At 55.1% G+C, this 12,764-nt stretch carries 12 protein-coding genes; all 12 read right to left on the bottom strand.

Translation table 11 applies throughout. The annotated features are described in order from the left end of the window. Window positions 1–13 precede the first annotated feature (13 nt). Window positions 14–808 carry a heme ABC transporter ATP-binding protein gene (locus HNQ92_RS01275; RefSeq protein WP_184169722.1) on the bottom strand — a complete coding sequence of 265 codons (795 nt, stop codon included), beginning with the start codon at window positions 806–808 and terminating at the stop codon, window positions 14–16. Next, window positions 801–1,904, bottom strand: a complete 1,104-nt coding sequence (locus HNQ92_RS01270) for a FecCD family ABC transporter permease (protein ID WP_184169719.1) — start codon at window positions 1,902–1,904, stop codon at window positions 801–803. Before HNQ92_RS01270 ends, HNQ92_RS01275 begins: the two co-directional genes overlap by 8 nt. A 1-nt stretch (window position 1,905) precedes the next feature. Continuing rightward, window positions 1,906–2,766, bottom strand: a complete 861-nt coding sequence (locus tag HNQ92_RS01265; protein ID WP_246439420.1) for a heme/hemin ABC transporter substrate-binding protein — start codon at window positions 2,764–2,766, stop codon at window positions 1,906–1,908. A gap of 12 nt (window positions 2,767–2,778) precedes the next feature. After that, window positions 2,779–3,387, bottom strand: coding sequence for an HmuY family protein (locus HNQ92_RS01260; protein WP_184169715.1), 609 nt, complete (start codon window positions 3,385–3,387; stop codon window positions 2,779–2,781). Window positions 3,388–3,435: 48 nt separating this feature from the next. Further along, window positions 3,436–3,777: a DUF6686 family protein gene (locus tag HNQ92_RS01255; protein WP_184169712.1), complete on the bottom strand. Its 342-nt coding sequence runs from the start codon at window positions 3,775–3,777 to the stop codon at window positions 3,436–3,438. 90 nt (window positions 3,778–3,867) lie between these two features. Further along, window positions 3,868–5,256 (bottom strand): HmuY family protein, encoded by a 1,389-nt coding sequence (locus HNQ92_RS01250; RefSeq protein WP_184169709.1) that lies wholly within the window; start codon window positions 5,254–5,256, stop codon window positions 3,868–3,870. A gap of 50 nt (window positions 5,257–5,306) precedes the next feature. After that, window positions 5,307–7,595 carry a TonB-dependent receptor gene (locus HNQ92_RS01245; protein WP_246439406.1) on the bottom strand — a complete coding sequence of 763 codons (2,289 nt, stop codon included), beginning with the start codon at window positions 7,593–7,595 and terminating at the stop codon, window positions 5,307–5,309. Between the two features lie 311 nt (window positions 7,596–7,906). Further along, on the bottom strand, window positions 7,907–8,425 hold the full coding sequence (locus HNQ92_RS01240; RefSeq protein WP_184169706.1) for an NADH-quinone oxidoreductase subunit J family protein: 519 nt from the start codon (window positions 8,423–8,425) through the stop codon (window positions 7,907–7,909). A gap of 77 nt (window positions 8,426–8,502) precedes the next feature. Continuing rightward, the gene (locus HNQ92_RS01235) at window positions 8,503–9,096 is read right to left on the bottom strand and encodes a NuoI/complex I 23 kDa subunit family protein (protein ID WP_184169703.1); all 594 of its coding nucleotides are present in this window, start codon (window positions 9,094–9,096) and stop codon (window positions 8,503–8,505) included. A 17-nt stretch (window positions 9,097–9,113) separates the two neighbouring features. Beyond that, window positions 9,114–10,193 (bottom strand): NADH-quinone oxidoreductase subunit NuoH, encoded by a 1,080-nt coding sequence (gene nuoH / locus HNQ92_RS01230; protein ID WP_184169700.1) that lies wholly within the window; start codon window positions 10,191–10,193, stop codon window positions 9,114–9,116. A 55-nt stretch (window positions 10,194–10,248) separates the two neighbouring features. Then, window positions 10,249–11,364: an NADH-quinone oxidoreductase subunit G gene (locus HNQ92_RS01225; protein WP_184169697.1), complete on the bottom strand. Its 1,116-nt coding sequence runs from the start codon at window positions 11,362–11,364 to the stop codon at window positions 10,249–10,251. 30 nt (window positions 11,365–11,394) lie between these two features. After that, window positions 11,395–12,735 carry an NADH-quinone oxidoreductase subunit NuoF gene (gene nuoF / locus HNQ92_RS01220; protein WP_184169694.1) on the bottom strand — a complete coding sequence of 447 codons (1,341 nt, stop codon included), beginning with the start codon at window positions 12,733–12,735 and terminating at the stop codon, window positions 11,395–11,397. Window positions 12,736–12,764: the final 29 nt, after the last annotated feature.

Raw genomic sequence — 12,764 nt, 5'->3', positions numbered from 1 at the left:
AGTTAGCAAATAGTTATAAAGAGATCGGTTGGAAGTCGGGCTGGGGCATGATGAAGCAGGTACCTCCCTCGGCCGGGGTCACCCATTGCACCGCAATACCGTATACGGCTTCGATGGCTGCGGGGTTCAGTACTTCGGCGGGTGTGCCCTCGGCGTAGGTACTTCCCTTCGAGAGCAGCAGGAGCCGATCGGCGTAGTGCAATGCCATGTTCAGGTCGTGCAGTACGGCCACCACGCCGTAGCCCCGTCCGGCCAGTTCACGCGCCAAATGCAGCGTTTGGTATTGGTGCTTCAGATCCAGGCCGTTGGTAGGTTCGTCCAGCAACAAGTACCCCTGGGGTACCTCCCAGATCTGGGCCAGTGTGCGGGCCAGTTGCACCCGCTGCTGCTCCCCACCCGACAGCGTCGGGTACAGGCGGTCGGCCAGGTGCAGGGCTTCTACCTTGGCCAGGCAGCGATGCACAATGGCGTAGTCGGCGTCGGTGGGCTCGTGCTCGTGGTAAGGGTACCTACCCATCATCACGATTTCCTCCGCTTTGAAAGGCAGCGAAACCTGGTTGTGCTGGGAAAGCACGGCGCGTACCTGGGCGAGCTCCTGGTTTTGGTACTTGGCCAGGGGACGCGCATTAAAAAGTACCTCGCCACCGCTGGGAGCAAGATCGCGGCTAAGTACCTTCAGCAACGTGGATTTGCCAGCTCCGTTGGGACCGACAATGGCCCAGAATTGCCCCGGACGTACCCGGAAGCTTACGTTTTTCAGTAACTCTTTGCCGCCCAGGCTAACGCTCAGGTTATTGACCTCAATCATGCGTATAGCGTTTTTCTTTGAGCAAAATATACACAAATACCGGTGTACCCATTAGCGCCGTAAGTACCCCAATGGGTAGCTCACTGGGCGCTACCAGCGTGCGCGACAGCGTATCGGCCAGCGTAAGTACCGCCGCGCCAGCCAGAGCCGAGCCGCTCAGTACCAGCCGGTGGTGCGGCCCAAAAGCCTGCCGGATGATGTGCGGAATCACCAGCCCCACAAAGCCAATGGTACCGGCCACGGCCACCGAGGCACCTACCGTGAGGGTCACGAGCAGGATCGTCTGGCGCTTCAGGCGGGTAGTATTCACGCCCAGGTGCGCGGCCTGGCTTTCGCCGAGCGCCAGGAGGTTGAGCGACTTGGCCAGCCGGGGCATGTACAGGAGCGTGAGGCCGATAAAAGGAAGTACTGTGAGTACGGTGGTCCAGGTGGCTCCACCCAAACTACCCAGCCCCCAGAACGTAATGCTGCGCAGCTGCTCGTCGTTCGCCATCGAAATCAGCAGGCCCGTCAGGGCGTTGACGAAGGCATTGATGGCGATGCCCGCCAGCAGCATGGTGGTGATCTGCGACCGGCCGTTTACCTTCGAAAGCTGGTACACCAGCAAGATGGCCAGGCAAGCCCCCATAAAAGCTGCAAACGATAACAGGTAGGAGCCCAGCAGGCCGCCGAGCAGGCCCGAAAAGAAGGTACCTAACACAATGGCCAGCACCGCAAACAGCGTAGCGCCCGACGAAATGCCGATCAGCATGGGGTCGGCCAGGGGGTTTCGGAACAGGCTCTGGAGCAGCGCTCCCGCCACGCTTAGGCCCGCGCCGATGAGGATACCCAGGCAGATGCGGGGAAGCCGCATGAACCAAAAGATGATTTTTTGGTGCTCCTCAAACGGGTACGCCGCTTCCATACCCAGCTGCTGCGTGACGATCCCCGCCAGCTCCGGCAGCGAAATAGCCATCGCGCCCGTACACACCGAGATAAGTACCGCCAGCACCAGCAAAGCAGCCAGTAGCCCCAGGGCCCCGGCCCGAGAGCGCCGCCGGGCGGTGAAAGTACCTGCCTCGCGGCGGGGCTGAGTAAGGGTGTCGGTCTGGGACATATTAACGTGCTTTTGCGGACAACTCGGCGGCCGCCTGGCCCAGGCGCGGGCCAAAGCCCGTCATGAGTTGTCCATCCATGGTGATTACTTTACGATTTTTCCCCGCGTTGGTATACGCAATGCCGGGTACTTTCAGCAAGCCGTCGACGCCCCCGAGGCTTTCCAGCCCGCTTGAAAAAAGCAGCAGCACGTCGGGATTAGCCGCCAGAAGTGCCTCCGACGTAAGAGGCTTGAAATCCGTAAACCCTTGCGCCGCGTTCTGATGACCCGACAACCGGATCAGTTGATCGACGGAGGTCCCCATTCCCGACACCATGAGGGTACCTGCCCCCCGGGCGTAGATGAAAAGTACCTTTTTGGAAGCCGTTTGCTTTTGAAGTTTCGCCAAATCGGCCTCCATTTTTTTGATCAATTGCTCCGCCTGAGGCGACCGCCCAAAGTACCTGCCTACCTCCCGGATCAGCGCTTTGGTACCTTCGGCCGTGTACTTCTGCTCAAATACCACCACTTTCTTGCCGGTACTTTTTAGCTGGTCCAGGATCTCCGGTTTCATCATACCCTGGCTATTGGCCACGATCAGGTCCGGATTGAGGGAGAGGATTCCTTCCGCCGAAATACTCCGGTTGTGGCCTACCTTAGGTAGTTTTTGCAGCGAAGCCGGGTAGGTGCTGGTCACGTCTACGCCTACCAGCTGTTTTTCCAAACCCAAACTACATAAAATCTCGCTCAGGGTACCATCCGTGGATACGATCCGGACCGGAGTGGCGGCCTTGCTTTGGGCTACGCTTGGCCTACTACCCATTAGCAGCAAAGTACCCCAAAATACACAATGGCTAATAAAATACAAACGGCTGATTTTCATACTTATAACTATTTAAAAATGCAAAGTACCATCCGGCTGGTAAACGTACTGGAAGGTATAGTAGCGGCTTGGTGCGGAGCTGTCGGAAAGGCCAGGGCTTTGCTGGTAGTAGTTGAGAATTTGTACTTTGGCGTAGCGGCCATCGGCCGTTCGGAGCACCAGCACGCGGTTCGGAACGGGCAGGATTTCGTGCGTGGCTGCGTTGTACGCGTACCAGCCGTTGCCCGAGCCACCCGCAATGGCCTGCTCCCCACCGGGCTCATCCACGCGGAAGGGTACTTCGGTTGAAAGCTGGGTGAGTTCGTTGAAGGAGCCGTTGTGCAGGTAGGCTCCGCCCTTACCCCGGCGCCCCGCGCCGCCGTTGACCAGCACCGTAGTACCCCGAAAGGCTAGGTCCCAGCGGTCGGTCAGGGAGTCGGCGTTGGGCACGACTTGCCCGGTGCGGAGGCTAAAAAAAGTGAAGCGACCCGCCTGTTCGGCCGGACCATCGGCGGGATCCGCGGGAAGATTGGTAATCGTAACCGGCTTTAAAGGTACCTCCTGCGCGTAAAGGTACTTCCCCAGCGGAACAAAGTTCAGCAGCAGCAGCAGGGTACTTCCCCAAAAGGCATTTTGTTTCATTGTCGTTCGTTATTTTTAATGGTACAAGTACACCTCTCCTGCCATTTTCTAAGACCGCAGCAGACGCTCCACTTCCAGGGTTAGCAGGGCTTCCTGAAACAGATTTCGTAGTTCTTCCAACTCCTTTTCGGTAAAGACCAGCATGAAGTTGGGCAAGGGCGACGGTAGCAAGTACCCCTTTCCGTGGGGGAGCTTGGGCTCAATGGTGCAGAGGTACTTTTCGTCGTAAAGTACCTCCTGAAAGCCCCGCAGGCTGTCTTCGTTAAAAACAAAGAGGAAGTTTTTGAATACAAAATTGTAATGCTCACAGCAGGGACACTGCCCGATGTACCCATTGGGCTTCTGGCTAAGCAGGCGCAGCTCGGTATTGGAATGATACGTATTGGCCATAGGTCTGGTAGGTTTAGGAATAGTCAGCGGAAAGCCACGGCGAAATAAGCCTTGGGAGGGTACTTTGGTTTTCCCCTCCCAAGGTTAGGCTTATCCTTTTTTAACTAGCTTGTACTCAATGTTGGGGTACCCGCGCTCGCCACCATCGCTGGAGGCGAAGTTGACGAACTTGAGCTTGTACACGTTGCCCGCGGCATCTTTTACCAGATAGAAGCGGTCCGTTCTTACGCCCGTCGCATTCATGGTGGCGGTCCGCCAGTTGGCTCCGATCACCACACGGTCGGCGCTGAAGGTCACGCCCGGCAGATGGCTCTCGGCAAAGGCGTCGTAGCTCACGCTGCTGGTAAGTACCTCAGCCGCCTGTACGCCCCCCCGCTGGTTGATAAACACCATATCGGAGAAGTAGTACGGAATATCGACGCCCGGCTGAAGGGCCGTTTTATAGAGGCCACCCGTCCATACGATGTCCCAACGGTCTTTGGGCGGCTCTACTTCCAGCGCGCCTTCGGTGGTCAGCGACACGTAGTTGAAATTGTAGGTACTTTCTTTGTTTACGGTGATGGTCTTGAAGGTAGTTTCGTTCAGGCCCGCGTACTGGAGGGTGTAGCCCGCCGCGCCGCTACGAAGTACCCGGATCTTCAGCAGTTCTTTCTTGGGCGTGGCACCGCTGGTACCCCGGCTCAGGATGTATACTTTGTTGTCCGCTTCCGTGGCCGACACCGCCGCAATGACGGTCTTGGTGAGGTCGCCGGTTACGTCATCGACCAGCGCCATGTGGGCGGGCTCAAAACCCAGCGTGAAATTCACGCCAACGGTGTCGGCAGCGGTCACCTGCGCCAGGTTGGTTTTATTCACGGCTACCGCCGTAGCGCCCGTCATGCTATTCAGGATCACGCGGTACTCACTGCCCGCATAGAAGCCCAGATCCCAGGCCGCACGGGCTACGGAGCTTTGTTTATTATTGCTAAAATCAACGAAGACGGCGTTTACGGCGCTCGTTCCGCCCGCACCGCCGTTGAGCCGAAGGCTGCTGCCTTGCGATACAATGGACGTAAACTTAACTGCCAACGCCGAAGTAGGCCCTACCAGCACTGGCGTCCCGGCCGACTGGATCTGGAAGTTAATGGCTTCTGTACCGCTCAGGAAAACGTTGTCGGCCCGCGTAATGGTAAAGGCCGCTTCGTCGCTACCGGGCGGGATCGTCAGCGCCAGGGTGTTGTTGGTGGCGGCGGGGGTAGTGCTGAACTCGGTGCCGTAGCTAACGCCGCTGGGCGTAAGCTGAACCGCCACGGGCACGGCTACGTCGGTAGCGCGGGAGAGCTTCACCTTCACGGTCAGGGTTTTAGTGGTGCCCTCCATGCCTTGTTCGGCACTTTCAAATTCGACGAGGTTGTCGGGCAGAGGTACTTCTTCTTCTTTACAGGCATTAAAGAAAAGCAGCAGGGATATTGTCAGAAGCGTGGTGAAAAACTTGTTCATGGTTTGAATGGAATTAAAACGAATGGGAGTGATGAATGAATAAAGAATGGTTAGTGTGATGTAGGTTTGGACCAATTGACAACCAACCCCGCAAAGTAGGAGCGCCCGTAGCTCATCGGCACCGGACCGCCCGTGCTATGGGCACCACCTACGTCGGTGGAGCTGTTGGTGAGCCGCGTGACGTTGAAAATATTCTTGGCTCCGGCCGAAAGACGGAGGTACTTGGTGAGGGTTTTGGTGAGGGTAACATCGCCCCAATGAAAGGCCCCGATCTCGGCCAGGCGCACAGTGGGGTTGTTTTGGCTGTCGACGGTGGCCGTGTAGCTAGGCCGCTTGCCGGTGTACTTGTAGAAGAAACCCAGCTGGGTACCTAGCTTCTTGAAGTGGTAGGTAAGGGAGGCATTTACTTCCGGCGACCACAGGAAAGTACCCAAATCACGGCTGGCGTAATCGCCTTCGTCCAGGATGCTGTTGTAGCGCCCTATGTACGAAAAGCCCACCGACGCCTGCAGGTTGTTCCAGTAGAGTTGGTTCTCGAAAGTACCTCCGGTGGTGCGGAATTGGTCAATGTTGACGGTCATCGAAACGCTCGGGTTAGTAGGGTCGTAGCCGTAGTCGATCAGGTTGTGGAAATGGTTGTAGAAAAATCCGAGCGTGGATTTGAGATGAACGTCTTTCGCCGAGGTACTTTGCCGGGCAACGTTTTGCCGGGCAACGCCTTGCCGGGCAACGCTTTGCCAAACGAACGACCCGTTGAAGCTATTGGAATACTCGGCTTTCAGGTTCGGGTTGCCCACAATGGAATGGCTGGCGTCGAAGTAATTAAAGTACAGCTCGCGCAAGGCCGGGGAGCGGAAACCCCGCGCGTAGGCCAGGCGCAGGTCCAGATTCTGGCCCAGTGAGAACTTAGTATTGAGCGAAGGTATAACCGGTGGCGCGTCGTAGACGGAGTTTTTGATGAAGCGTAAGCCGGGCCGGATGCTTATGGCGGAGGTGGGGTTAATGACCGAAGAAATAAACAGGGCGTAGTCGCTGATGCTGGGCGTACCGGCTATGCGCGCTCCCGAGGCCGCATCCAGGTTGATGTCCACCCCCGGCTGCAACGACACCGCCGACGAAAGTTTGTAGGAAAGGGTAGTTCGGAAGGTTTTGCTATCAAACTTCGCTACGTCCTGCTCGCCCTGCCCCAGCGAGAGCGTCCGCCGCCCGGTAGTTAGGTCCAGAATGGACGTCTGCGTGCGGCGCTCGTAGTCGGTGTAAGAAGCCTGGGTAGTGAGCTGTACGCGCTCGCTGATGGTCCATTCCCCCTGTAGCTGGTGCATCAGCCGGTTGGTAAGGTACTTTTGATCGCGAGCGCGCTGCGTGTTTATGTTTTCCGCCCCCTCGCTCAGGATGGTTTCCATCAGGCCGTCCAGGCGGTAGTACACCGAAAAGGTACCGTTGACGTAGCCTACCTTGACATGGCCGAGTCGTTGGTCCTTGGGAAGCCACTCCTTCGTGCGGCCCTCGGCCCGGCCTTGCCAGCCGCCAAAGGTATTGTTGGTACCACCTACGGCTACCTGCCAGCCTTTTTTCTGCCAGGTTAGTCCCAGGCTTTGGTTGTGGGTACCTTGCTGCGTCAGCGGCTGGTACTCCTGGCCTACGGTTTCTTCCTGCAGCCGGGCTGTCACGCCCAGGTGCTCACCCGTGGCTTTTTTAGTAATAATATTAATAACCCCCGCCAGCGCATCCGAACCGTACGAAACCGACATAGGCCCCTCCACAATCTCGATCCGCTCGATGCTGTTGATGTCGATCTGGTTCAGGCTTTCACGCGTATCACCCCGGTCTACCATGGGTACCCCGTCGAGCAGTATTTTTACGTTCCGGCCCGACATCCCCATCAGTTGCACATCGGTAGTACCGAGCGTGGCGTCGTTGGAAAACCGCATTCCGAGCTCGTTGTTAAGTACCCCCATGACATTCACCGCTCCACGCTGCTGAATGCGCTCGCTGCTAATGGTGCGGATTTGGTACACCGACTTCCGGAGCGACTGCGGTTCGTACTGGCCCGTCACGACGACCTCGTTCAGGGGCGTAGCGCTGGGAATGAGGCGAATCGTTACTACCGGCGTAGCACCGCTCGTAGGTACTTTGAGGGTATGCGAGGTACTTTCGTGGCCCAGCAAGCTGACGTGGATTTGGTAGGTACCTGGCTTTAGCCCTTGCATTGAAAAAGTACCTGCCTCATTGGTTATGGTTTTCAATTCTCCGTCTTCCAGCTGGATATTTGCATACACGGCGGGCTCGCCGTTGACCAGAAGTACCTTGCCTTTGATGCTTCCCGTTTGCGCCAGCATATGGGTAGATACCAGAAGTATCAAGAGAAAAACAACCGTAAGTTTGAGTATAGCTTGTGGCATTGGTCTGTAAAGCGTAGGGCCGGTTTCAATAATTTGCTTTTGGTATGAGCCTAGTTTTAGACTATTGTTTATTTATAATTAGTTTAAATAAACGATTGACAAATATAGATTTTTATTTAGACCAATTACAAATTAATTGACCTAAATATTCAGCTGCTTTCTGCAAGTCATTGGTTTACAAATAGTCTTATAAACAAAAAAAGGCCAGCCCCATGGGCTAGCCTTTCACTAATACTATTACAAGCTCGTTAGAAATGCCGCTCGCCTACTTCCCGTTTACCCAACATGATGGCCCCGGTCATGGCCACTAGGAAAAGAATGGAAATAAGCTCAAAAGGCAGTAGGTACTCTCGGAATAGCATGTGGCCCAGGCTTTCTACCATTCCAACCTGCGAATCGTGCGCGTAGGGATTGTAAGTACCTACTTGCGATTTTCGGAAAGCACCTACCAGAATAACACCCAGCGTACCGGCCACAATGACGGCCGCTACCTTCGTGAGGTTGGTTTTGGACTCTTCGTCTTCCTTTTTCATGTTTAGGAACATGATGACGAAAAGGAAAAGTACCATGATGGCACCGGCGTACACAATGATATTTACGGCCGCCAAAAACTGAGCATTGAGCAAAATATAATGGCCCGAAAGGCAAAAGAAGGTAAGGATCAGATAAAGTACGCTGTGAATGGGGCTGCGGGCAAACACCACCATGAGGGCGCTAAGCACCGTCAGAAACGACAGGAAGTAGAAAAGGGAAAGCGTCGGACTCATACCGTTGGTCGATGTAAGGGATTGAAGTATTAACCGCGTAGCCCCTCCGGGCTACGCGGTCCAAAATCAGTTAAATGTTAGGGTATAGCCCTGGGTTCTACACCGGCAGCCTGGCCTTCGGCCCGCTTTTGGTCCAGCTGCCGCGCTTCTTCTTTGGTCCAGGCTTCGCGCTTGTAGCGGTTGTTCATGTTCTCTACCAGCAGGTCCTTGCCCCAGATCACCTGGTCGCGCTCGGTAAATACGGGCACCATTTCGTCGTGGCGGAGGTACACGGCCTGCTTGGGGCAGGCTTCCTCGCAGAGGCCGCAGAAAATACAACGCAGCATATTGACTTCGTATACTGCCGCGTACTTCTCTTCCCGGTAGAGGTGTTCTTCGCCTTTTTGGCGTTCCTCGGCTACCATCGAGATGGCCTCAGCCGGACAGGCCACCGCGCACAAGCCACAGGCCGTGCAGCGTTCGCGGCCCTCTTCGTCGCGCTTAAGGATGTGCCTTCCCCGGAATACGGGGCCCAGGTACCTTTTTACTTCAGGGTATTGGATCGTTACTTTCTTTTTGAAAAAGTGCTTGAGCGTGATGGCCATTCCCTGCACGATGGCGGGCAGGTAAGCCTTCTCGGACAAGGTCATTTCTTTATTGCTCACTTGTTTGGAGCGCTCGGTCAATTGCATAGCAATGTCTGATTATATTAATTCAACAGGGCCGTAATGATGGGCTTTAAAAATAAAACCCCGGTACCTGTGATCACAATATTGAGAATAGCCAGCGGAATAAGGTTCTTCCAACCCAGGTTCATGAGCTGGTCGTAACGGAAACGTGGCAGCGTCCAGCGTACCCACATGTAAAAGAACACGAAGAAAAGCGCTTTGGCGAAAAAGGCCGCGGTACCTATCAGCGTGGCTACGTTATGCCCCGCTACGTCACCGAACGCGGACGTTAACTGGGCATAGACCCAATCCATACCAGGGTAGTTATATCCTCCAAAATACAAGGCGGAGATAACCGCCGAGGAGATAAACATATTAATGTACTCGGCAAACAGGTAAAAGCCGAGCTTCATGCTGCTATACTCCGTATGGTACCCGCCTACCAGCTCGGTTTCGCACTCGGGCAAGTCGAAGGGAGTACGGTTACACTCAGCAAAGGCACAGGTAATAAAAATAATAAAGCCCAGGGGCTGGTACCAAATGTTCCAGTTGCCGCCGTGCTGCTGCTCAATGATTTCACGAATGGACAACGAGCCGGTCATCATCAGGATTGCGACAATGGAAAGCCCCATCGAAATCTCGTAGCTGATGTTCTGGGAAGCGGCCCGGATGGCGCCCAATAACGAAAACTTATTGTTGGAAGCCCACCCTCCTACCATGACTCCATATACACCCAGCGACACAATACCAAATACGTACAGAATTCCGATATTGGCCTCTACGGCCTGAACGGCTACTTCCAGCCCATCGTACCGGATGGAATCGCCAAAGGGAATCACGGCGCTGGTCATCAGGGCCGTGAGCATGGCTAGACACGGCCCCGCAATGAACAGCCATTTGTTGGCTTGGGCGGGAATGAAGTCTTCTTTGAAAAACATTTTGCCCGCGTCGGCCAGGGGCTGCAAAATCCCGAAGGGACCCGCCCGGTTGGGGCCCAGGCGGTCTTGTATAAAGCCCGCCACTTTCCTTTCGCCGTAGGTAGAGTACATGGCAATCAGAAGGGTAAGGCCAAAGATGACCAAAATCACCAGCGATTTGATCACAAACTCGGTTAATTCCATTTATTAACGGGTTCTACTGTTATTAGTTAGGTTATGTTACGTGGCTTTGCTCGGGTCAATTGTTCTCCGCCAGCAAAGACCGGTGGTTGGCTTTGTCGTTATTTTCCACGCTCTGCTGCCGAATCGTATCCGGGTCGGTCACGTAGGGACGGGAATCATCGATCGCCTTGTACTGCGACGAAGCCAGCTTCAGCGCAAAATCTGGTTTTTTCACCAAATCGGCCCGGTACTTATTGGCCGAAATCACCGAGCTACGCTGTACCTTGGTAGGGCCTTCAATCACCCAGTCGCTGGTCTTTTTTTGATCGAAGCGGCAGGTATTGCAAATGAAATCCTGTACTTCGCCCCACTGGTTTTTACGGGCCGTTACCCGAATCACCTCTTCCCCTCGGCACCAGAGCGTCACTTCTCCTTTGCAGGTAGGGCAGTCGCGGTGTGCATCCACGGGCTTGGTAAACCACACCCGGTTTTTGAATCGGTAGGTTTTGTCGGTCAGCGCACCAACGGGGCATACGTCGATGACATTGCCCGAGAAATCATTGTCGATGGCCTTCTCAATGTAGGTACTTATCTCGGCCGCATCGCCCCGGTTAAGTACCCCGTGTACGCGTTGATTGGTGATCTGGTCGGCGGTGTAGACGCAGCGGTAGCACAGGATGCAGCGCGTCATGTGCAGCTGGATGTACGGTCCGATGTCGTGCTTCTCGAAAGTACGGCGCTCTTCTTCGTAGCGCGTTTGGGCAGCTCCATGCTCAAAGGCAAAGTCCTGGAGGTGGCACTCACCGGCCTGGTCACAGATGGGGCAGTCGAGCGGGTGGTTGATAAGCAAAAACTCCACAACCCCTTTCCGGGCTTCCAGCACGGCCGGATTGGTAGTATTCTCCACAACCATGCCGTCCTGCACCTGGGTGATGCAAGAGGGCACGAGCTTCGGCATGGGCCGCGTATCTTTGGCTGAGCCCTGAGCTACCTTTACCAGACAAGCCCGGCACTTCCCGCCGGTACCTTCCAGCGGCTTGTAATAGCACATGGCTGGCGGTACCAGGTGGGCCTGGGTACCGTCGGCCTCAGCGATCCGGCGGGCGGCTTGCATGATGGTAGTGCCCGCCTCAACCTCTACTTCGATGCCGTCGAAGGTTATTTTTACTACATTCGGTTTGGTATCTTCCATTTTCTTAGGTCAAAATAGGGAGGTTCCCTTTTATACTAGTATGCTATCTCCCATATACACCGCTCCGGGCTGCGTGGCTTCCTTCGGATGGGTAATGTGCCACTCAAATTCGTCGCGGAAGTGACGAATGGCACTGGCTACGGGCCAGGCGGCGGCGTCGCCCAGGGGACAAATGGTATTTCCTTCTATCTTCTTAGCTACATCCACTAAGAGGTCAATGTCGTGCATACTGCCGTGGCCGTGCTCGATCCGGTGAAGTACCTTCTCCATCCAGCCGGTACCTTCGCGGCAGGGACTACATTGCCCGCAGGATTCATGGTGGTAAAAACGCGCGAAATTCCAGGTATTGCGGACGATACAGGCTGTTTCGTCAAAAACGATAAAGCCACCCGAGCCCAGCATGGTACCCGTGGCGAACCCACCGTCGGAAAGCGACTCGTACGACATCAGGCGATTTTCGCCGGTAGCCGTTTTAGTAATGAGGTGCGCGGGCAAAATAGGTACTGAGGAGCCCCCTGCGACCAACGCCTTGAGATGATGACCGTTACGGATTCCGCCGCAGTATTCGTCGGAATTCAGGAATTCATCTACCGAGAGGCCCAGTTCTATTTCGTATACGCCCGGCTTTTTGATATGACCCGAAGCCGAGATGAGCTTCGTACCAGTACTTCGTCCTATTCCTATCGCGGCATAGGCCTCACCCCCGTTGTTAATGATCCAGGGCATGTTGGCAATGGATTCCACGTTATTAACCACCGTTGGGCTTTGATAAAGGCCTTTAACGGCCGGGAAAGGAGGCTTATTGCGTGGGTTCCCGCGTTTCCCTTCCAAGGACTCAAGCAAGGCCGTTTCTTCCCCACAGATGTAGGCTCCCCCGCCGGGCTGCACCACCAGTTCCAGATCATAGCCAGTTCCGAGAATATTCTTTCCCAGAAACCCTTGCGCTTTGGCCTCTTCAATGGCTTTCTCTAAGATCGCAATCACGTAGAGCAATTCTCCCCGCACGTAAATGAACGACTTGTGGGCACCCAGTGCGTAGCTCGCCACGATCATACCCTCCACCAGCAGGTGAGGGATCGTCTTCATGAGGTAGTGGTCTTTGAAAGTACCTGGCTCCGACTCGTCGGCGTTACAAACCAGGTACCTAGGTACCCCTTCGGGCTTCGCCAGAAAACCCCACTTCATTCCCATTGGGAATCCGGCCCCGCCGCGCCCTCGCACGCCCGATTTCTTCGCTTCTTCTACTACCTCATCCGGAGTCATGGTTTTAAGGGCTTTCTCTACGGCTGTGTAGCCACCCTGCTTGCGGTACACATCGAAAGTCTCGATGCCACTCACACCCGCATGTTCCAGTAATATTTTCTTTGTCATTAGTGAAATAGAATAGGGTTTACGACCTG

The sequence above is a fragment of the Rhabdobacter roseus genome, assembly GCF_014202275.1.
GTDB lineage: Bacteria > Bacteroidota > Bacteroidia > Cytophagales > Spirosomataceae > Rhabdobacter > Rhabdobacter roseus.
This window is presented reverse-complemented; position numbering and strand designations above follow the sequence as displayed.

Bases quoted from the DNA above. Each gene is read 5' to 3' on its own strand.
- HNQ92_RS01275 (WP_184169722.1), bottom strand. From the start codon at position 808: ATGATTGAGGTCAATAACCTGAGCGTTAGCCTGGGCGGCAAAGAGTTA.
- HNQ92_RS01270 (WP_184169719.1), bottom strand. From the start codon at position 1,904: ATGTCCCAGACCGACACCCTTACTCAGCCCCGCCGCGAGGCAGGTACT.
- HNQ92_RS01265 (WP_246439420.1), bottom strand. From the start codon at position 2,766: ATGAAAATCAGCCGTTTGTATTTTATTAGCCATTGTGTATTTTGGGGT.
- HNQ92_RS01260 (WP_184169715.1), bottom strand. From the start codon at position 3,387: ATGAAACAAAATGCCTTTTGGGGAAGTACCCTGCTGCTGCTGCTGAAC.
- HNQ92_RS01255 (WP_184169712.1), bottom strand. From the start codon at position 3,777: ATGGCCAATACGTATCATTCCAATACCGAGCTGCGCCTGCTTAGCCAG.
- HNQ92_RS01250 (WP_184169709.1), bottom strand. From the start codon at position 5,256: ATGAACAAGTTTTTCACCACGCTTCTGACAATATCCCTGCTGCTTTTC.
- HNQ92_RS01245 (WP_246439406.1), bottom strand. From the start codon at position 7,595: ATGCTGGCGCAAACGGGAAGCATCAAAGGCAAGGTACTTCTGGTCAAC.
- HNQ92_RS01240 (WP_184169706.1), bottom strand. From the start codon at position 8,425: ATGAGTCCGACGCTTTCCCTTTTCTACTTCCTGTCGTTTCTGACGGTG.
- HNQ92_RS01235 (WP_184169703.1), bottom strand. From the start codon at position 9,096: ATGCAATTGACCGAGCGCTCCAAACAAGTGAGCAATAAAGAAATGACC.
- nuoH (WP_184169700.1), bottom strand. From the start codon at position 10,193: ATGGAATTAACCGAGTTTGTGATCAAATCGCTGGTGATTTTGGTCATC.
- HNQ92_RS01225 (WP_184169697.1), bottom strand. From the start codon at position 11,364: ATGGAAGATACCAAACCGAATGTAGTAAAAATAACCTTCGACGGCATC.
- nuoF (WP_184169694.1), bottom strand. From the start codon at position 12,735: ATGACAAAGAAAATATTACTGGAACATGCGGGTGTGAGTGGCATCGAG.